The 19,019-nt window shown below is 34.9% G+C and carries 20 protein-coding genes; 7 read left to right on the forward strand and 13 right to left on the reverse strand.

Annotation, left to right across the window (positions count from 1 at the left end):
* Nucleotides 1-11: 11 nt before the first annotated feature.
* The 7 genes from MG290_RS07140 to hemA all read right to left on the reverse strand — a co-directional run bounded on the left by MG290_RS07140 (nt 12) and on the right by hemA (nt 6,295).
* Complete coding sequence (locus MG290_RS07140; protein WP_264563128.1) at nt 12-950, reverse strand: DUF4421 domain-containing protein; 939 nt, start codon at nt 948-950, stop codon at nt 12-14.
* A complete protein-coding gene (gene hemF, locus MG290_RS07145; RefSeq protein WP_264563129.1) occupies nt 938-1,843 on the reverse strand; it encodes an oxygen-dependent coproporphyrinogen oxidase in 906 nt (301 codons plus the stop codon). The genes MG290_RS07140 and hemF overlap by 13 nt, the downstream gene beginning before the upstream one ends.
* Nucleotides 1,844-1,874: 31 nt before the next feature.
* Nucleotides 1,875-2,234 carry a hypothetical protein gene (locus MG290_RS07150; RefSeq protein WP_264563130.1) on the reverse strand — a complete coding sequence of 120 codons (360 nt, stop codon included), beginning with the start codon at nt 2,232-2,234 and terminating at the stop codon, nt 1,875-1,877.
* Between the two features lie 129 nt (nt 2,235-2,363).
* Nucleotides 2,364-3,389 carry a uroporphyrinogen decarboxylase gene (gene hemE / locus MG290_RS07155; RefSeq protein WP_264563131.1) on the reverse strand — a complete coding sequence of 342 codons (1,026 nt, stop codon included), beginning with the start codon at nt 3,387-3,389 and terminating at the stop codon, nt 2,364-2,366.
* Between the two features lie 33 nt (nt 3,390-3,422).
* The gene (locus MG290_RS07160; RefSeq protein WP_264563132.1) at nt 3,423-4,118 is read right to left on the reverse strand and encodes a uroporphyrinogen-III synthase; all 696 of its coding nucleotides are present in this window, start codon (nt 4,116-4,118) and stop codon (nt 3,423-3,425) included.
* Nucleotide 4,119: 1 nt separating this feature from the next.
* Nucleotides 4,120-5,043 carry a hydroxymethylbilane synthase gene (hemC, locus tag MG290_RS07165; protein ID WP_264563133.1) on the reverse strand — a complete coding sequence of 308 codons (924 nt, stop codon included), beginning with the start codon at nt 5,041-5,043 and terminating at the stop codon, nt 4,120-4,122.
* Complete coding sequence (gene hemA / locus MG290_RS07170) at nt 5,036-6,295, reverse strand: glutamyl-tRNA reductase (RefSeq protein WP_257500676.1); 1,260 nt, start codon at nt 6,293-6,295, stop codon at nt 5,036-5,038. Before hemA ends, hemC begins: the two co-directional genes overlap by 8 nt.
* Nucleotides 6,296-6,526: 231 nt before the next feature.
* Between hemA and MG290_RS07175 the strand changes: the two genes are divergently transcribed.
* The 5 genes from MG290_RS07175 (at nt 6,527) to MG290_RS07195 (ending at nt 11,362) form a co-directional block, all read left to right on the forward strand.
* Entirely contained in the window at nt 6,527-7,396 is an 870-nt protein-coding gene (locus tag MG290_RS07175) for a helix-turn-helix domain-containing protein (protein WP_257500675.1), read from the forward strand.
* Between the two features lie 72 nt (nt 7,397-7,468).
* Entirely contained in the window at nt 7,469-8,482 is a 1,014-nt protein-coding gene (gene hemH, locus MG290_RS07180) for a ferrochelatase (protein ID WP_264563134.1), read from the forward strand.
* A gap of 69 nt (nt 8,483-8,551) precedes the next feature.
* Nucleotides 8,552-9,085, forward strand: a complete 534-nt coding sequence (locus MG290_RS07185; RefSeq protein ID WP_257500673.1) for a CopD family protein — start codon at nt 8,552-8,554, stop codon at nt 9,083-9,085.
* Between the two features lie 8 nt (nt 9,086-9,093).
* Entirely contained in the window at nt 9,094-10,566 is a 1,473-nt protein-coding gene (locus MG290_RS07190) for a sensor histidine kinase (protein ID WP_264563135.1), read from the forward strand.
* A gap of 13 nt (nt 10,567-10,579) precedes the next feature.
* Nucleotides 10,580-11,362: an enoyl-CoA hydratase/isomerase family protein gene (locus MG290_RS07195; protein ID WP_264563136.1), complete on the forward strand. Its 783-nt coding sequence runs from the start codon at nt 10,580-10,582 to the stop codon at nt 11,360-11,362.
* Nucleotides 11,363-11,427: 65 nt separating this feature from the next.
* Here the strand turns inward: MG290_RS07195 and MG290_RS07200 are convergent, their stop codons facing one another.
* The 3 genes from MG290_RS07200 to MG290_RS07210 form a co-directional block, all read right to left on the reverse strand.
* Nucleotides 11,428-11,895: a hypothetical protein gene (locus MG290_RS07200; protein ID WP_264563137.1), complete on the reverse strand. Its 468-nt coding sequence runs from the start codon at nt 11,893-11,895 to the stop codon at nt 11,428-11,430.
* Nucleotides 11,896-11,972: 77 nt separating this feature from the next.
* The gene (gene mtgA, locus MG290_RS07205; protein ID WP_264563138.1) at nt 11,973-12,662 is read right to left on the reverse strand and encodes a monofunctional biosynthetic peptidoglycan transglycosylase; all 690 of its coding nucleotides are present in this window, start codon (nt 12,660-12,662) and stop codon (nt 11,973-11,975) included.
* 32 nt (nt 12,663-12,694) lie between these two features.
* Entirely contained in the window at nt 12,695-13,381 is a 687-nt protein-coding gene (locus MG290_RS07210; protein ID WP_264563139.1) for a DedA family protein, read from the reverse strand.
* A gap of 151 nt (nt 13,382-13,532) precedes the next feature.
* Here MG290_RS07210 and MG290_RS07215 point away from each other — a divergent pair, with 151 nt between their 5' ends.
* A complete protein-coding gene (locus tag MG290_RS07215; RefSeq protein WP_264563140.1) occupies nt 13,533-15,434 on the forward strand; it encodes a S9 family peptidase in 1,902 nt (633 codons plus the stop codon).
* A 113-nt stretch (nt 15,435-15,547) separates the two neighbouring features.
* Here the strand turns inward: MG290_RS07215 and MG290_RS07220 are convergent, their stop codons facing one another.
* Genes MG290_RS07220 through MG290_RS07230 form a run of 3 tightly spaced genes read right to left on the reverse strand, consistent with a single transcriptional unit; the run spans nt 15,548 to nt 17,304 of the window.
* A complete protein-coding gene (locus tag MG290_RS07220) occupies nt 15,548-16,000 on the reverse strand; it encodes a hypothetical protein (protein WP_264563141.1) in 453 nt (150 codons plus the stop codon).
* A gap of 16 nt (nt 16,001-16,016) precedes the next feature.
* On the reverse strand, nt 16,017-16,691 hold the full coding sequence (locus MG290_RS07225) for a hypothetical protein (protein ID WP_264563142.1): 675 nt from the start codon (nt 16,689-16,691) through the stop codon (nt 16,017-16,019).
* Between the two features lie 7 nt (nt 16,692-16,698).
* Nucleotides 16,699-17,304: a hypothetical protein gene (locus MG290_RS07230; protein WP_264563143.1), complete on the reverse strand. Its 606-nt coding sequence runs from the start codon at nt 17,302-17,304 to the stop codon at nt 16,699-16,701.
* A gap of 449 nt (nt 17,305-17,753) precedes the next feature.
* Between MG290_RS07230 and MG290_RS07235 the strand changes: the two genes are divergently transcribed.
* Nucleotides 17,754-18,947: an aminopeptidase C gene (locus MG290_RS07235; RefSeq protein ID WP_264563144.1), complete on the forward strand. Its 1,194-nt coding sequence runs from the start codon at nt 17,754-17,756 to the stop codon at nt 18,945-18,947.
* Nucleotides 18,948-19,019: the final 72 nt, after the last annotated feature.

Raw genomic sequence — 19,019 nt, forward strand, 5'->3', positions numbered from 1 at the left:
TTGTTTTTAAATTAAAACCCAAATTTTTGGATTATATCATCATAAGTTTTTTTCACTTTTTTTGGTGGATCAAATCGATAGCCAGCTGCTAATTTTAACTCGGCAAACGAATCAAATATTTCGCCTTGACTTTCTTTTTCAAAAAAATTAGTGCTATTAATGCCTAAATAGGCAAAAAAATCATTGGTATTGTAGCCTAGTCTTATATTTGTTGATATTTCATATAAGGCTCTAGCTTTTTTTTCGGCAATATTTATGCCAGCTCCAACAAGTAATCCGCCCGAAATCAAAAACTTTTCGTGAATAACCCAATTGTAATAATACGATGGTGCTAATGAAAACGTGTATATATCGATATGTAAATGTTCGTTTGTGTCTTTTGATGTTAGGTTGGTATAATATACAGAAAAATTAGGCACAAAACTGCCCGCACTTTTTTGTTGCCATTGGTTTTGGTTAAAAATGGTTTTGTACGAAAATTTATCATTGAAGACATACGATGTGGTTCCGCCCAATTTTGTAGAGCGAAAACGTGGCATATAAAACCTTTCGTAGTTGTTGTAATCTACAAAAAAACCTTTTTGATTGATGAAAGTTAGAGATTGATACCATTTTTTGTAATTGAAGCGAAAGCCTAAATTAAAGTTGTTTGATTCTAATTTTGACGCATCTGTTTTTAAAAAATTTGGTGTAAATCCGATAGAAAGGTCTATCAATTTATAACTTAATCCGACCACAAGTTTTTGCTGCGTGTTGGGTGTAAAATTGGCTTGATAATTACCTTCAATATCTTGATAATTTATTAAAAAACTATTAGAACTGTTTTGGTAAGTGATACTCGCCACCACTTTTTCGTCATACGATACGGCGTAAGTATTCAGCGTGTCATTTTGAGCAACAACACGTAATGGAAAGAACGTAATGACGCAAAACCAAATTAATTTATCCATTCTTTAGGGTTTTCTAAAGTTTTGATTAACTTTTCTTCTTCACTTCCTGCTTCCGGATGATAATCATAAATCCACTGAACGTGCGGTGGTAAACTCATCAAAATACTTTCGATGCGTCCGTTGGTTTTTAGTCCGAAAAGTGTTCCTTTATCGTGAACCAAATTGAATTCTACATAACGCCCACGACGAATTTCTTGCCATGTTCGTTGAGCATCTGTATAAGGTAAATCTTTTCTTTTTTCGACAATTGGCACATAACATGCTAAAAAACTATTGCCAACTTCGGTTACAAAATTATACCAATCGTTCATAGACATTTGGTCGTTTTCTTTCAAATAATCGAAAAACAAACCTCCAATACCACGTGCTTCAATGCGGTGAGCATTCCAAAAATAATCATCGCATTGTTTTTTATACTTTGGATAAAATTCAGGATTGTGCTTGTCGCAAGCGGTTTTACACGTTTGATGAAAATGTTTTGCATCTTCTTCAAACAGATAATAAGGTGTAAGATCTTGTCCGCCACCAAACCAACTATTAATTACATTTCCGCCATCGTCATACATTTCAAAATAACGCCAATTGGCATGAACCGTTGGCACCATCGGGCTTTTGGGATGAATGACCAAACTCAATCCGCAGGCAAAAAAATCGGCTTCGCCCACGTTGAACATTTTCTGCATACTTTCAGGTAATTTACCGTGAACCGCCGAAATATTTACACCGCCTTTTTCAAAAACATTGCCATTTTCAATCACGCGGGTTTGTCCGCCGCCGCCTTCGGGTCGTTCCCAGATGTCTTCACGGAATTTTGCTTTACCATCTATCTCTTCTAATTTTGAAGTGATTTGGTTTTGAAGATTTTTGATGTAGGCTAAGAATTTTTCTTTCATGGTTTGTGGTGTTTAGTCTTGCAAGGTCTAATTATAATTTTCCCATCTTATTCATAATTTCAAACGAGAACATTTTACTTTCGTTTTGTATGAATTGATACAAATGTTTGGCGCGTTCTTTTAATAATTGATTGGGTTGTTTTGTGTCTAAACTCACTAAAATATCTGCCAATTTTTCCATCTGCTCCCAAGGAAATTGCAAATCGATCAATTGTTGAAAAAATAAATTTTCTTCTTTTTCCAACACATCGTTTTTAGACAACCCAGTCTCTCCTAAAGTAGTCCAAAACACAGCTTCGTTCCAATTTTCAGGTACAAATGTGATCCCTGATAGCTTTTGTAAAACAGAGATAATTCTTTGTTCGGTTTCGTCTTTTTTACTGGTGAGCATTTTTGTGGTTTTTAGGTTTGAGTTTTAGTTTAAAGTTGGCGTTATTTTCCGTTAAAAGATATGATTTTTGCTAAACCGTTTATTTTTTATTTCATACATAACTAAAAACTTACAACTTTTAACTTATAACTATTTTTTATACTCCTTCACCGCATCAATAAAAGCTTTGGCATTTTCTAAAGGAATGTCTGGTAAAATACCGTGCCCCAGATTAACGATGTATTTATCTTTCCCGAATTGGTTAATCATATCGGTTACCATGATTTTGATTTTTTCTGGTGAAGAATACAAACGTGTGGGATCAAAATTTCCTTGCAACGTAATGTTTCCGCCAGTTAAGTAGCGTGCGTTTTTAGGCGAGCACGTCCAATCTACACCAAGCGCCGAAGCACCAGATTTTGCCATCACATCTAACGCAAACCAGCAACCTTTTCCAAAAGCAATAACAGGCGCATCGTCTTTTAAAGCATCAATAATTTGTTGAATATATTTCCATGAAAATTCTTGATAATCTTCAGGCGATAACATTCCGCCCCAAGAATCGAACACTTGTACCGCATTGCAACCAGCTTTTACTTTTTCTTTTAAATAAGCAATGGTTGTATCTGTAATTTTTTGAAGCAATTGATGCGCTGCAACAGGATTTGTAAAACAGAATTTTTTGGCTTTATCAAAGTTTTTACTGCCTTGTCCTTGTACACAGTAACACAAGATTGTCCATGGCGAACCAGCAAAACCAATTAACGGAATCTCGTCATTAAGCTTTTCTTTGGTTGCTTTTATCGCTTGGTACACATAGACTAAAGCTTCGGTAACATCGGGTACAATTACGTTGTCTACATCTTTTTGTGTACGGATAGGATTTGGTAAATACGGACCAAAATTAGGTTTCATTTGTACCTCAATATTCATCGCTTGAGGAATCACTAAAATATCACTAAATAAAATAGCCGCATCCATACCGTAACGACGTATAGGTTGTACGGTAATCTCACTTGCTAATTCTGGTGTTTGACAACGTGTAAAGAAATCGTATTTGTCTTTAATTTCCAAAAATTCTGGAAGGTAACGCCCCGCCTGACGCATCATCCACACTGGCGGACGCTCTACGGTTTCTCCTTTTAATGCTCGTAAAAATAAATCGTTTTTTATCATTTTTTTTTAGCTTTAGGCTTAAAACTGTATGCTTTAAGCCAAATTGTTTATCTTATTTTGCTTATCGTTATAGTAATTAATGCATTGAATAATCACATTTTCTACCGTTTGCTTTTTGGCAACTACAATGTTGTTCGTAATTCCGTTCAAAGCCGCCGCAGTTGTAGTGCCAATGCAGAAACAAGTTTGATTTTCAATGGTGTTTTGTTGCAAATAACTGTGAATACCAGACGGACTAAAAAATAGCAATGCATCGGTCTGTGCTTTGATTTCTATAGAGTTTGCAGTGTTTTGATACACCAAATATTCTTCAAAGTGAATATTGCTTTGTTGCAGGGCATTTGGTAAAACATCTCGTCTTAGATTTCCTGCGAAAAAGGCTATTTGTTCTACTGAATATTTTTGTTGAATGATGGGTGCTAAATCTGCTGCATACTCTTGAGTTTCCAATACTTCAAAACCGTTTTTTTGTAACAATTCTTTGGTTTTTGATCCTACACAAATTGCCGGAATTTCTTTCAAATTTTCGATATGTTCATACTGCAACACACTTTTTACGGCATTTTGCGAAGTGAACAACAATAAAGTCGGAATGGTTTTTAACAGAAACGGAACAAATGAAATTGTGATAAAATCTGCTTCGATAACCGAAAAACCAGCATTTAGCAAAAATTGTTTTTGATTGCTTTGAAGTTTTTTGGTTGATAAAACACAGATTTTGGTTTTCATTTTACTTTTTCAATTGTTCTCGAAGTTGTTTCATCAACTGCTCTCCGCCCTTTTCTAAAATTTCTTTAGCTGCAAAAAATCCTAGTTTTTTCCATTCGTTAATCGGAACATTCTTTTCAATTTCGAATTTTTGTTTTCCGTCTATCGACAATAAAATCCCTTTGAAATGAATCGTATCGTCAACTTCGTTGTATCTTGCCAAAGCGCCAATTGGGGCAGTACAGCCACCTTCTAACGTGCGCAAAAACTGCCGTTCGATGTGTGTACAAATTTCGGTTTCGATATCGTTCAATTGAGCCAAAGCATCTAGCACAAAATTATCGTTTGCCATAGCCACGACCAACATAGCGCCTTGTGCGGGTGCGGGAATCATCCAATCCAAATCGATAAACTCAGAAGGTTTTAGATTGATTCGTTCCAAACCAGCCGCCGCAAAAATAGCTCCGTTCCAATCGTTGTCATGCAGTTTTTGCATGCGCGTATTCACATTTCCGCGCAAATCTTCCACTTGGTGTTGGGGATATTTGTTTAACCATTGTGCTTTTCTGCGCAAACTTCCAGTGGCAATAGTTCCGTTTTCGTTTAAAAAGTCTAGCGAACCTTTATGAACCAAAATATCTAAAATGTTTGCACGTTCTAGAACAGCGGCTTGCACAATGCCTTGCGGCAAAGCAGTAGGCACATCTTTCATAGAATGCACCGCAATATCAACCTTACCAGCAATCATGGCAACGTCGAGGGTTTTGGTGAAAATTCCGGTAATTCCTAGCTCGTACAATGGTTTATCCAAAATAATATCGCCATCGGCTTTTACAGCGATAATTTCTGTTTTATAGCCTAAATCGTTTAGCTTTTTTTGTACGGTATTGGCTTGCCACAGTGCCAATTCGCTGTCGCGGGTTCCAATTCGAATGGTTTTAGTCATTTTGTAAAGATTCTAATTGAAACACTTTTCCAATCCATTCGATGCTTTCGTCCACTTCGGTTTCATCATCTTTTAAATGATTGGCAAAATGTGTGGTGATTTTTTGAATAAGGCGGCTTGTAATCAATTCTGCCTGTTCTTCATCAAAATTATTTATTTTCTTTTTGTGGTATTTTAATTCGTTTTGCTTCATCTCTTCCAATTTGGCTTTCAAGGCGTGAATGGTCGGAGCAAACTTTCGGGCTTGTGTCCAAGTGATGAATTCGTGTTTCACTTCTTCAATGATTGCCATGGCTTGTGGCACATATTGCTTGCGTTTTTCCAAGGTGTCATCGGTCATTTGCGATAAAGTGTCTAGATGAATCAGTTCCACGCCGTTTGTTTCCAAAACATTTTCATTCACATTTTTTGGAATGGATAAATCTAAAATCAACAACGGTTTTTTTAGATTAAGCAGTTCTTTGTCGATGGTAGGGTTTTGAGCACCAGTGGCAACAATCAACACGTCGGTATTTTGAATTTCGGCTTGCAAATCAGCATAATCTTTTACGATTAAGTTAAACTTGCCTGCAATTTTCTGTGCTTTGTCTTTGGTGCGATTAATCAACGTAATATGACTGTTTTTGGTATGCTTTACAAGGTTTTCGCAGGTGTTTCTACCAATTTTTCCCGTTCCAAACAATAAAATATTTTTGTCTTTTATGTTGGAAACGTTCTTCAAAATATAGTGAACCGAAGCAAAAGATACCGAAGTGGCACCTGTGCTTATTTCGGTTTCGTTTTTAATGCGTTTGCTTGCCTGAATTACCGAATTTACCAATCGTTCAAAATAGTTGTTGGTTAATCCTTTTTCTCGTGCAGCAATAAAACCGGTTTTAACTTGGCTTATAATTTCAAAATCGCCTAATATTTGGCTATCCATACCAGTACCCACTTTGAAAAGATGCGAAACGGCTTCGTTGTTTTTGTGCACATACGCAACACGCTGAAAATCGTCAATAGTTCCACTGCTGTGTGCACACAATAATGAAATCAATTGAAAAGGATGTTCTGCAAAACCATACAATTCGGTTCTATTACAAGTAGAAATAGCCATAACCGACGAAATTCCCTGTAAGTGGGCATCTGCCAACAAATCTAATTTTGCTTGTTCGCTTAAGCTGAATTTGCCTCGCATTTCTGCATCGGCTTTTTTATAGCTTAACCCAACCACATAAAAATGCGACGGTTTTATATCGTTGTTGTTTTTCATTCTTTACTTTTGTAATAAAGTGCTACAAATTTACAGGCTTCGTTTGAATTAAAATAACGCTAAAAGGACTAATTATAACCTTTGAGTTATTTTTACACTAACATTGCGGTACTTTTCTTAAAAAGGCTTACATTTGCTGTGTTAAAACGATTATTTTGAATCTATATTTAGAACTATTCTAAATAAAATAATCTCGAGTTGTGTTTGTCTAATAAAAATAAAAATAACGCTATGAGTACTCAAGAAGATGTTATTTTAGAAGATGACTTTATCTGCATCCGTTTAAAGAACGAAAGCGATAATTTACAGATAGTTACGAAAGATGTGGGCAATGAAGTGTTGCAATTTCATTTTATGTTGAAAGGCAGCAGCAAGTTTATTTTTAACAATGGTTCTTATGCCATGCCGGTGAACGAAGAAAATAGTTTAACACTGTATAATCCCCAAAAAAATTTACCGATTTACTTGGAACTTCAGCCTCATTCGTGGATTATTTCAATTATAATATCGATTAAAAAATTCCACAGTCTTTTTTCAACTGAAGCAGAATTTATTCCTTTTTTAAATAAGGATACCATCAATAGAAAACATTATGCCCAAAATGGTATTACACCTTCTATGGCAGTGGTTTTGTATCAAATAATGAATTTTAACCTACATTCATCGGTAAAAAAACTGTACTATAAGGCTAAGGTTTACGAACTTTTAAGTTTGCTTTTCAACAAGCCCGAAGGGGAAGAAGATGAAAGCTGCCCGTTTAAAACCGATGAAGAGGAAATCATGAAGATTAAACAAGCAAAAGATATTCTCATTAAAAATATGGCCGAACCACCCACTCTGCAAAAGCTTGCCGATGAAATTGGATTGAATATTAAAAAATTAAAACAAGGCTTTAAGCAAGTTTATGGCGATACCGTATATGGTTTTTTGTTTGATTATAAAATGGAATATGCCCGAAAATTATTAGATAGTGGCACCTATAATGTAAACGAAGTGGGCATTCGCATAGGCTACAGCACTGCCAGCCATTTTATTGCCGCTTTTAAGAAAAAATTTGGCACAACGCCTAAAAAATATTTAATGTCGTTAACCGCAAATTAATAAATTAAAAAATGTAAAAAAGCTTTGCCTAAGTTCTAAAATCTAACAAAGCTAAATGATAAAAACAAAGAAATGAAAGGAGTTTTATTAGTAAATTTAGGTTCGCCTGAAAGTCCAACACCAAAAGATGTAAAGCCATATTTAGACGAATTTTTAATGGATAAATATGTAATCGATGTTCCGTATCTGTTGCGGGCTTTAATCGTTAGAGGTTTTATTTTAAGAAAGCGTCCTGAAAATTCGGCGCATGCTTATGCACAAATCTGGACCGATGAAGGTTCGCCTTTGATTGTTTTTTCTAAAAGAATGCATGAAAAGGTGAAAAAACAAGTGGACATTCCCGTTGCTTTAGCCATGCGATACGGCACCATGACTATTGAAAAAGGCTTGCAAGAACTAAAAGAACAAGGAGTGACCGATGTGATGCTTTTAGCTCTGTATCCGCAATACGCCATGGCATCAACCACCACTATTTGGGCTTTGGCTGATGAATTGGTTGCTACCAAATTCCCGGAAATGAAATTGACCAAAGTTCCCGCTTTTTACAACAAACCCGATTTTATTCAAGCTTTGGCAAATTCCATTAAAAAACATTTGGAAGGATATGATTACGACCACTTATTGTTTTCGTACCACGGAATTCCAAAACGCCATATCCGCAAAACTGATGTAACCAAATCGCATTGCAAAATTGATGGTTCTTGTTGCAATACTCCATCGCCTGCACACGAATTTTGCTACCGTCACCAATGTTTTGAAACCACCAAACAAGTGGTTAAATTGCTGGGAATTCCTGAGGGCAAATACAGTGAAACTTTTCAATCCAGATTGGCTGGTGACAAATGGTTAACACCCTATACCGATGTGGAAATTAACAAAATGCCTGCAAAAGGAATTAAAAAATTAGCGGTTGTAACGCCTGCTTTCGTGGCAGACTGTTTAGAAACTTTAGAAGAAATTGCCATGCGCGCTAACGAAGATTTTAAGGCGCATGGAGGTGAAGAATTTTTTGCCGTTCCTTGTTTGAACGATGAAGACGAATGGTGTGGTGTAGTAGCCAATTGGATTAAAGATTTTAATAAATAAATGGTTTTAGGTTTCAAGTTTAAAAAGCGGTAATAACCTGAAACCTGAACTTAAAACAAATTTTATTCTATGTATCTGTATTTAAAGGCTTTACACATTATTTTTGTAGTTTGCTGGTTTGCCGGACTTTTTTACATTGTGCGCCTGTTTGTATATTATGCAGAAGCACAATTGAAACCAACAGTTGAAAAGGAAATTCTTTCCAATCAATACCAAATAATGACTCACAGATTGTGGTACATCATCACGTTTCCATCTGCTATTTTAGCAACTATTTTTGGCGTGTGGATGCTTATCGAAAATGCATCGTTGTTGAAAATGCCTTGGATGCATGTAAAGCTACTTTTTGTTTTGTTGCTTTGGTTGTATCATTTTAAATGTCAACAATTTGTAACTCAAATCAAAAATAAAAACCTAACCAAAACAAGTTCGTTTTTCAGAATTTGGAACGAAGGTGCCACTATAATCCTTTTTTCAGTAGTTTTTTTAGTAATTTTAAAAAGTGCAATTAATTGGATTTTTGGTGTAGTGGGCATTATTGGTTTATCATTACTGCTTATGCTGGGAATTAAATTTTATAAAAAAATACGCACTAAAAGCTAGTTTGTTTCATGGCGCATCCATTCAGTATAAAAAGAACGTCGTTGCAGGTAAGAATTTTCATAGCCATGATTTTTCTTACCATCATCTCGTCTGTTTTGATTGCAATGGTTACTATTTATCAATTTAAAAAAGAAGCGCGTAACTATCATCAAGATCGATTGCTGCGAAAAGAAGACGCCGTAAACGAACATGTGAACTTTATTCTACAAACCACTCCTCTACCCGTTTGTACCGAAAATTTACCTTTAATTTTTAAGGATAAAATATTTGAACTTTCTACCATTCATAACATACAAATTAATATTTATGATTTAAAAGGAAAGCTTTTAATGACATCGAAAGGAAATTTTGTGGTTGATAAAGTGAATAATGAAAAAATTTCGCCGACTGTTTTAAAAATTATTGAAACCACCAGCACCAAACGCTTTACCGATTTGCGAATTATTGATGGAATCACCTATCGTTCTGCATATAATTATATAAAAGACCGTCGTTTTAAACCTTTGGGAATTATCAGCATGCCGGTTGCCGAAGAAACTTCGTATTATGAAAAACAACTAAACAGCTTTTTAATTCTGTTTGGTCAAATTTATATTTTTGTTATTATTTTGGCGATATTTCTTGCCTACATTCTATCGAATTACATCACCAAATCCATTCAATTAATCAGCGAACGCATCCAAAAAACCAACATCAATCGAAAAAATGAAAAGATTAAAGTACAAAACACTTCCTACGAAATTGAAACCTTAATCAATTCCTACAATGAAATGGTGGACAAATTGGAAGAATCGGCTGAAAAATTGGCACAAAGTCAACGCGAAATGGCGTGGAGAGAAATGGCAAAACAAGTAGCTCACGAAATTAAAAATCCATTGACACCTATGAAATTATCGGTGCAAAGTTTTCAACGAAAATTTAATCCCGATGACGAAAAAGTAAACGAAAAAATAAAAGATTTTTGCGATACCATGGTTCAGCAAATTGATACAATGAGTGCAGTAGCATCCGCATTTTCTAATTTTGCATCGATGCCGGCCCAGCAAAACACCCAAATAAATGTGGTGAAAGTGGTGCAATTGGCTTTGGATATTTTTAACGAAGATTTTATTAAATTTCAATCTACCGAAGATGAAATCATAGCGGTTTTTGATCAATCGCAAATTATTCGCATTATTAATAACTTAGTTAAAAATGCCATTCAAGCCATTCCATCATACGAACCGTTTCCTCGCATTTTGGTGAAAGTTGCGCGCAAAAACGATGCGGTTTTAATAAGCATTTCTGACAACGGAACCGGAATTGCAAACGATATAAAAGATAAAATTTTTGAACCAAAATTCACCACCAAAACAAGCGGCATGGGGCTTGGCTTAGCAATGATTAAAAACATGATCGAAGCTTACGGTGGTACTATTCACTTTGAAACCATGATTGATAAAGGCACCACGTTTTATGTGCAATTACCCATTACTAATTAAAAATGATACCATAATGCTATTTGAAAACATTTTAACAGAGAAAAACAACGCTGTGGCGACCATTACCATAAATCGTCCCACAAAATTAAACGCTTTAAACAAAGCAACTATCGAAGAACTGCACCAAGCATTTAAAGAATTTGAAAGCGATAAAGAGGTGCGCGCAATCATTATTACCGGTTCGGGTGAAAAAGCATTTGTTGCAGGAGCAGATATTTCTGAATTTGCAAGTTTTAACACATCCGAAGGATCAGAATTGGCACGAAAAGGGCAAGAATTATTGTTCAATTTAGTGGAAAATCTTGAAACTCCTGTGATTGCTGCCGTGAACGGATTTGCTTTAGGAGGCGGATTAGAGCTGGCAATGGCTGCACATATTCGTATTGCATCAGACAATGCTAAAATGGGCTTACCCGAAGTGACACTAGGTGTGATTCCAGGATATGGTGGCACCCAACGCTTACCACAGCTTATTGGTAAAGGCAGAGCCAACGAATTGATTATGACTGCACAAATGATTGATGCGCCCACAGCATTGTCTTTTGGATTGATAAACCACATGGTGGCACAACCTGAATTAATGGATAAAGCCCAAGAATTAGCCTTTAAAATTGCTAAAAACTCACCAACGGCAATCGCACAAGCAATTAAGGCAGTGAATGCAAACTTTAAAGATGGCGTAAATGGATTTAACACCGAAATTGATCGTTTTGGTTACTGTTTTGGAACAGCCGATTTTAAAGAAGGAACTACTGCTTTTTTAGAAAAACGCAAAGCCGAGTTTAAAGGAAATTAAAGTAAAAAAAACAAAAAAATCCTGTATCTTTTTACGATACAGGATTTTATATCTAAACCAATGATTTAGTTTGTTTTCATTTTTTCTAAGGTTTTGTTGTAACCTTCTTCTACATCTTTACCTACTTCTTTTGCTTTTTGGCCTACTTTGTCGGCACCTTCTTCAACTTTGTTAGCGGCATTGTTTATACCGTCTTTCATGTCGTTTGCAGCTTGGTTTACTCCTTCTTTTAGGTTTTGCCAAGAATTTTTAGCTTCGTCGCGCACTTTTATTGCAGCAGCCTCGGCTTTTTTGTCGCCTTTTTCAATAGCAGCTTGTACGTCTGCTTCGGCTTTTTCATACTTCATTTTTGCTTCGTCAAGCTCTGCTTGAACCTCTGGATCTACCACCATTGTTGTATCTTCCGTAGTCACAGTAGTTTCGGTATTTAACGAATCAATTGTGGTTTCGGTTGTAGTGGTGGTTTCTTTTTTACATGATGCAAATGCTACCAATCCGGCTACAACAGCTGTTAATAAAATGCTCTTTTTCATATTTTTTGATATTTTGAATTTATGTAAAGTTACAAAAAAATAAATACATCAAAATATCAACCGCTTTCTAAGCACTTTTAGTCGCCATTGTAATTAGGGTTATTATAGAAATTCATCTGCCTTTTAATGGCGTTTTTTCTACGCTCGATATATCGCGAACTGTTTTTTGCTTTGTAAACTCTTGGGTTGGGAAGAATTGCTGCAATAGCGGCGGCTTCGGCTTTGGTAAGATTTTTTGCCGATTTATTAAACCAATGTTGCGAAGCTGCTTCGATTCCGTAAATGCCATTGCCCATTTCAATAGAGTTCAAATACACTTCCATAATGCGTTCTTTTCCCCAAACAATTTCGATTAAAACCGTAAAATAGGCTTCTAAACCTTTTCGCAAGTAACTTCTTCCCGGCCAAAGAAAAACATTTTTGGCGGTTTGCTGGCTTATGGTGCTTCCACCCTTAATTTTTTTTCCTTTTTGATTATTTTTATATGCTTTTTCAATCGCTTTTACATCAAAGCCATTGTGGGTGGTAAACTTACCGTCTTCGCTCGCAATTACGGCTTTTTGTATAGGAATTCCCATTTCATCGATCGCAATCCAATCGTGCTTCCAAACCAAATCTTTATCGCCGCCCATTTGCTCAAAAGTGCGGATAAACATCAACGGTGTAAATGGCACAGGAACAAATTTAAAAAGCACCACTAAACCTATACTAATACCGAAAAAATATAAAAGTACTTTGCCTATGAATCTTAAAATTTTCTTAATCATAATACACAAAAAAAGGGATGTAAATATACTCCCTATTTTTTATTTTTTGCTTTTTTATTGTTGATCAGTTTTACAACAAACGGAACAGTCGTTATTATAATGATAATAAGAATGATGTATTCTATATAATGTGTTAGATCAAACCCATAGCTGTCTAATAGGAAGCGATACAAGTAATGTCCGGCAAAAATCAGTGAAAATGCCCATGCAATCGAACTAATGATATTGTAGAACAAGAACTTTTTAAATTCCATATTTGCCACACCCGCAATAATAGGTGTAAAGGTGCGAACAACGGGTAAAAATCGGGCAAAAATAATGGCACGACCTCCGTGTTTTTCAAAAAAAGCTTTCGATTCTAACAAATACTTCTTTTTAAACAAAAATCCATCTTCTTTCTGATACAAATAATTGCCACTTTTAGAGCCAAACCAATAGCCAAACAAATTACCAATGATTCCTGCCAAAGCAACTAACGAAGCCACTCCTAAAACATTTAAAAAATCACTCTCAATAACCACTACTTCGCTTAACAAAGCTTTGCTGTAAATTCCCGATAAAAAAAGCAAACTATCTCCCGGCAAAAAGAAACCTGCAAGCAAGCCCGTTTCTGCAAAAACAATAAACAAAACAACGTACAAGCCAATTTTGTGGCCCGCTATTTCTAAATTTATGTAGAATTCAGGATTGATTAAATCGCCCCAGTTAAAATCTTCCATTATGAATGAATTACGTAGTATTTTTTCGAGCGTGAAATTACTCAATATTTTTTAGTTTTTAGGGATAGCATTCACATAAAAACAAAACTTTAAGGAATTTTTATCATTTAGAATTTCGTAAATTTAGCGACAATTAAAAACAAATGTTTACATGAAACGAATTTTAGTAGCAACATTATCGGTTATTGCTTTGAATATGAATGCACAAGAACAAGTTCTCACTAAAGAATTATTATGGCAATTAGGCAGAGTAAACCCAATTGGCATCACAGAAAAAGGCGATTTTTTAATTTATAAGGTGGGAATTCCCAATGTGGATAAAAACACAATGGAATATAAAATCTATCAAATTTCAATCGATGGAAAAAATGCAAAACTGCTTGAAAGTGCGGATGGTTTGATAAAAGACAGAAATCTTTCACCCGATGGTAAATTTCAATTATCTACCGAAGAAGTAAAGGTAAACAAGGTTTTAGGAAAAGACCGCTATCCGGAATTAAAAGAAGCGAATGTGTATGTGTACGACGGTTTGGATTACCGCCATTGGGACAAAAACAACGATGGATCTTTCAACCACGTTATTGTTACAAACTTGGAAACCAACGAAAAAATCGATTTGTTGCAAGATGAACCTTATTACAGTCCGCAAGCGCCTTTTGGTGGCGAAGAAGATTACATTTGGCATCCAAGCGGAAAATCGGTGATCTATGTATCCAAAAAGAAAGCCGGAACCGCCTATGCTACAAGCACCAATACCGATTTGTACGAGTATTATTTAGACACCAAACAGACCGTTAATTTAACCGAAAAGAATTTAGGTTACGATACGCACCCCACTTTTTCTCCTAATGGCGATTTAACCTGGCTGCAAATGAAAAACGATGGTTATGAAGCCGATAAAAACGATATTATTGTACGCCATAAAGGCATTGATATCAACTTAACCAGCGGTTGGGATGGCACTGTGAACAGTTATGTTTGGAGCAACGATGGTAAAAAAGTCTATTTTATTGCACCAGTTGATGGAACAAATCAGTTGTTTGAAGTAAACTTTCCAGGATTAACCAGAATTGCAGTTACTGTAAAACAATTAACCAATGGGGTGTTTGATGTTGCAAGCATTGTAGGTTTTGCGAATGATAAAATAGTGGTAACCCGCACCGATTTTAACTCGGCAGCCGAATTGTATTCATTTGATTTAAAGAAAGCAACTTGGAATCAAATAACGCATGTGAACGATGCAACGTACAGTAAAATTGCAAAAAGCAAGATTGATAAACGCTATGTAACAACAACCGACGGTAAAAAAATGTTGGTTTGGGTGATTCTTCCACCAAATTTTGATCCGAACAAAAAATATCCGACTTTATTATATTGCCAAGGTGGACCACAGTCTATGGTATCGCCTTTTTATTCGTTCCGTTGGAATTTTCAGTTAATGGCAGCAGAAGGATATGTGATTGTGGCACCCAACCGTCGCGGTTTACCCGGTTTTGGTGTGGAATGGAACGAAGCCATTTCAAAAGATTGGGGCGGACAAGCCATGGACGATTACCTTTCTGCAATCGATGCTCTTTCTAAAGAAAAATATGTTGATAGCAACCGTCTAGGAGCGGTTGGCGCAAGTTACGGCGGCTATTCGGTTTATTATTTAGCAGGCATACACGAAAACCGTTTTAAAACATTTATTGCGCATTGCGGTGTGTTCAATCTAGAGTCAATGTATGGCACAACCGAAGAAGTGTTCTTTACAAATTGGGATGCGGGTGGTGCATATTGGGAAAAAGACAATGCAGTAGCTCAAAAAACATATTCGCAATTTAACCCAAAAAACAATGTAGCAAAATGGAACACGCCTATCTTGATTTTCCACGGTGGTAAAGATTACCGCGTGCCGATTGGACAAGGGCAGGAAGCGTTTGCAGCAGCACAGTTGCAAGGTATTAAAAGCCGATTTGTTTATTTACCCGATGAAAACCATTGGGTACTGAAACCGCAAAATGCACTAGTTTGGCAAACGGAGTTTTTTAAATGGTTAAAAGAAACTTTGTAGGTTGTAGGTTGTAGGTTGTAAGTTAAATAAAAACTTTGTCAAAGTTTGAAACTTTGACAAAGTTGGTTACTATAACAATCCTTCAGGTTTAAACCTGAAGGATTTTTTTATTACTATTTTTTAGTAGAACGCATAGGGAACAAAGTTTCGTTTAAATCTTTGTTATGTAATTCTAAAAATTCTTCATAGCCATATTCGTTAGCCAACCGATTAAATTCGCCTGCAATTCTATATTTTTCGGCATAGTTCCTTGCTCCAATTTCTTTGCGTTGATTATACAAGCTAATAGCTGCTTCCTTAGTTGAAAAGTTTGTTCTTGATAAATTTTGTTCAATCCATTCTTCAAAATCTCTTGTATAGGTTTCTCCTATAGTTTCACCCATTTTCTCACGAAATGTTTTAGACAATTCTAATTCTTCTTTATATTCTTTAGAGCCATAAAACTTTATTGCATCTTCCCTAAACTTTATGTAAGTAGAATCATTTGCAATCTTTTCATTAATGTCTTGGGCATAAATATTGGTACTTAAAAAGCCAATAAATATTATTAAAAAAAATTTTCTCATAATAATTAAGTGTTTATTATCCATTTCTATCTACACAATCTATATAGTAATTTGCACATCTCAAAATCCCCCTTTCAAAACGTTCATCTGCCATATTTAAATCATAATGTAAATCATTTCCTATCATACCATAAGCATTGTTTACATCTTTTATATATTGCCCCCAAACACTTGATTCACATGAATTCAACTGATCTTCACAGCTAACCATAGAGGTTGGAGTATGATTATCCCCTAACCATTTTTCTAATTTAATCAAAACTAAATCTTTAGGTGCGTTCACTATAAAATCATAAATTAAGGGAGAATTTTGAACTTCTGTTCGTTTTAATTCACCTATATAAACTCTCTGATTAATCGCTTCTGCTATACTTGAAAAATCTGTGTAAGCAATATTACTTGTAATCCATGAAAGAAATTGATCATCATTCTCAATTGTCTCTAAATATTCCAAATCTTCAATTCTTTTAATTTTTGAAAAGAAACTTTTTCTTTCAGTCTTTAAAACTAAAAATACTGATGAATTTACATATTCAGCAAATATAGAATCAGCATATACTTCTGTGTAAACAGATGGTCTAGCTGTCATATTAGAAACACTTATAACCTCCTCACCTTGGATTATACCATCTTCATTTGAACATGATATTAACGCTATTGATATAGCTAAAATACTAAAAATTTTTTTCATTATTATTTTATTTTCGGTTAATACATGCATCATATTCCTTTTTACAATTCATTTGATCTTGAACATACTTATCTTCAATAGCATTTTTTTCATCTTGATCAGCATCATCTGACAATCCTTTTACGCTTGCTATTAAAGTAGCTCTAGCTGCATCTCTACAATCATCAGCTTTATCTGAACAGGGTTCATCAAGAGTTTGTTTAAATAATGGTTCCCATTTATCAAAAGCTACCAACAATAATTCCACATCTGAAACTTTTATAGTTTGCAAAAAGCTAGAAAATCTTTCAAACTTTAAATTTTGCAACCTTTCTTTGTTGTTCCACAAATCATTAGCTTCCTGAATATTTGCGAACTGCGTTAATGAAATATTATTATTAATCCAATCAAATAATTCAACCTTGCTTTTGCTATTCTTAATGGCATAAGAATTACTAACCTTAGAATTAAATAATACTATTGCTTCTTGAGCAACAAAATATTCTTGAGAATTGAAATATTCTGAAAAAACCTCGTCAATTTCATTTTCAATAATTGGGGCTGGTCTAGCAGGAGTTGACTTCTCAATATTCTCTTGTGAACTAACTTCATTTTCATTTGAACATGAAAACATAAATGCAACAGCGCATAATACAATAATTTTTTTTATTTTTATTTAATTTAAGATTTTAAAAGTATTACAACGTAAACCTAAAACTATAAAACAAAATATCTTGTAAAACAATCTACTCAGTTATTGTAAAACTTGTACTACAATTTAAAAAATAATAAAATTATTTATCGTTTAATCATATACTTTTCTAAAACTATTATAATTTAATCAAAACCTATCAATAGCAATCTTTTCTCTAAAAAAACTACAAAATTCATAATTACTTTCGTTAAATTCATAATGTTTTTCTACATTAATAAGACTTATTAATTATTAATCGTAAGACAAAAAGACTTTGTCAAAGTTTGGAACTTTGACAAAGTTGGTTACTATAAATCAAAATTATCAATCAATATCTGTAACAAATTCCATAAATTCGTACTTACTATTAAAATATTCAAAATAACAATATGTTTCGTTTAAAATTAAAACCATTTTTTGCGGCGGTATTAATTGCTTTAGCTGCAACTTCAAATGTATCGGCACAAGACGATTTAATGAATAAGGTAAAGGCAAACCAAAGTGCCAACAGTAAAGCTCATTTTACGTTTACCGATGTAATTAATTTAGAAAACACTTCGGTTAAAGATCAAGGTTCGTCTGGTACTTGCTGGAGCTATTCAGGAAATTCGTTCATAGAATCGGAAATGATTCGTATGGGTAAAAAACCCGTAGAATTGGCTCAAATCTTCACAGCTCGTAATGCATATATCGAAAAAGGCAAAATGTATGTAAAAATGCACGGTGCAGTTACCTTGGGCGAAGGCGGTGCTTTTCACGATGTAATGAATATGTACAAAAAATACGGAACTGTTCCTCGTTCGGCATACACTGGATTGCAAGAAGGACAAACACGCAACAATTTCTCTGAAATGAGCAAAATGACTGAATCGGTTTTGGCATCGGTTGTTAAAAACGATAAATTGTCAGAAAACTGGTTAAAAGCGTACACAGCAGTTATTGACAGCTATTTAGGGGAAGCTCCGAAAGAGTTTATGTATGAAGGAAAGAAATATACGCCAAAAACCTTTGCCGATCAAGTAGTAGGAATCAACCCAGATGATTATGTAGAAATTTCTTCTTTTCAGGAATATCCTTGGTACACAAAATTCACTTTATTAGTACCAGACAATTGGGCGTTTGACCAAGTTTGGAACGTGAAACAAGATGAATTGGTAGAAATTGTTGACCATGCTTTGAAAAACGGATATACAGTTGCTTGGGGTGGTGATGTTTCTGAAAAAGGATTCAGTTGGAAAAATGGTGTAGCCTATATTCCTGAAATTGATTATGCTCAAATGACTGCAGAACAAAAAGCAGATATGTTCAACGGACCAAAGCCAGAGAAAAAAGTAACCGATGCAGACCGCCAAAAAGCATTTGACAATTATGAAACCACTGATGATCACGGTATGCACATTGTAGGTATTGCAAAAGATCAAAACGGGAAAGAGTATTATATTGTTAAAAACTCTTGGGGGTTATCAAACGACTATAAAGGCTATTTGTATATGACCAAAGAGTTTATGAAATACAAAGCCACCGATATCATGGTGCATAAAAGCGCATTACCAAAAGCCATTGCTAAGAAATTGGCTATCTAAATAAAAGTTAAATCGAAAGAAAGAGATGTTTTCCGCATCTCTTTTTTTATTTTTGTAAATAAAAAAAATGAA

It is taken from the genome of Flavobacterium sp. CBA20B-1 (genome assembly GCF_028473145.1).
Classification (GTDB): Bacteria; Bacteroidota; Bacteroidia; order Flavobacteriales; family Flavobacteriaceae; genus Flavobacterium.

Excerpts from the sequence above, each read along its gene's own strand:
- MG290_RS07140 (WP_264563128.1), bottom strand. The coding sequence starts at position 950 with ATGGATAAATTAATTTGGTTTTGCGTCATTACGTTCTTTCCATTACGT.
- hemF (WP_264563129.1), bottom strand. The coding sequence starts at position 1,843 with ATGAAAGAAAAATTCTTAGCCTACATCAAAAATCTTCAAAACCAAATC.
- MG290_RS07150 (WP_264563130.1), bottom strand. The coding sequence starts at position 2,234 with ATGCTCACCAGTAAAAAAGACGAAACCGAACAAAGAATTATCTCTGTT.
- hemE (WP_264563131.1), bottom strand. The coding sequence starts at position 3,389 with ATGATAAAAAACGATTTATTTTTACGAGCATTAAAAGGAGAAACCGTA.
- MG290_RS07160 (WP_264563132.1), bottom strand. The coding sequence starts at position 4,118 with ATGAAAACCAAAATCTGTGTTTTATCAACCAAAAAACTTCAAAGCAAT.
- hemC (WP_264563133.1), bottom strand. The coding sequence starts at position 5,043 with ATGACTAAAACCATTCGAATTGGAACCCGCGACAGCGAATTGGCACTG.
- hemA (WP_257500676.1), bottom strand. The coding sequence starts at position 6,295 with ATGAAAAACAACAACGATATAAAACCGTCGCATTTTTATGTGGTTGGG.
- MG290_RS07175 (WP_257500675.1), top strand. The coding sequence starts at position 6,527 with ATGAGTACTCAAGAAGATGTTATTTTAGAAGATGACTTTATCTGCATC.
- hemH (WP_264563134.1), top strand. The coding sequence starts at position 7,469 with ATGAAAGGAGTTTTATTAGTAAATTTAGGTTCGCCTGAAAGTCCAACA.
- MG290_RS07185 (WP_257500673.1), top strand. The coding sequence starts at position 8,552 with ATGTATCTGTATTTAAAGGCTTTACACATTATTTTTGTAGTTTGCTGG.
- MG290_RS07190 (WP_264563135.1), top strand. The coding sequence starts at position 9,094 with ATGGCGCATCCATTCAGTATAAAAAGAACGTCGTTGCAGGTAAGAATT.
- MG290_RS07195 (WP_264563136.1), top strand. The coding sequence starts at position 10,580 with ATGCTATTTGAAAACATTTTAACAGAGAAAAACAACGCTGTGGCGACC.
- MG290_RS07200 (WP_264563137.1), bottom strand. The coding sequence starts at position 11,895 with ATGAAAAAGAGCATTTTATTAACAGCTGTTGTAGCCGGATTGGTAGCA.
- mtgA (WP_264563138.1), bottom strand. The coding sequence starts at position 12,662 with ATGATTAAGAAAATTTTAAGATTCATAGGCAAAGTACTTTTATATTTT.
- MG290_RS07210 (WP_264563139.1), bottom strand. The coding sequence starts at position 13,381 with ATGGAAGATTTTAACTGGGGCGATTTAATCAATCCTGAATTCTACATA.
- MG290_RS07215 (WP_264563140.1), top strand. The coding sequence starts at position 13,533 with ATGAAACGAATTTTAGTAGCAACATTATCGGTTATTGCTTTGAATATG.
- MG290_RS07220 (WP_264563141.1), bottom strand. The coding sequence starts at position 16,000 with ATGAGAAAATTTTTTTTAATAATATTTATTGGCTTTTTAAGTACCAAT.
- MG290_RS07225 (WP_264563142.1), bottom strand. The coding sequence starts at position 16,691 with ATGAAAAAAATTTTTAGTATTTTAGCTATATCAATAGCGTTAATATCA.
- MG290_RS07230 (WP_264563143.1), bottom strand. The coding sequence starts at position 17,304 with ATGTTTTCATGTTCAAATGAAAATGAAGTTAGTTCACAAGAGAATATT.
- MG290_RS07235 (WP_264563144.1), top strand. The coding sequence starts at position 17,754 with ATGTTTCGTTTAAAATTAAAACCATTTTTTGCGGCGGTATTAATTGCT.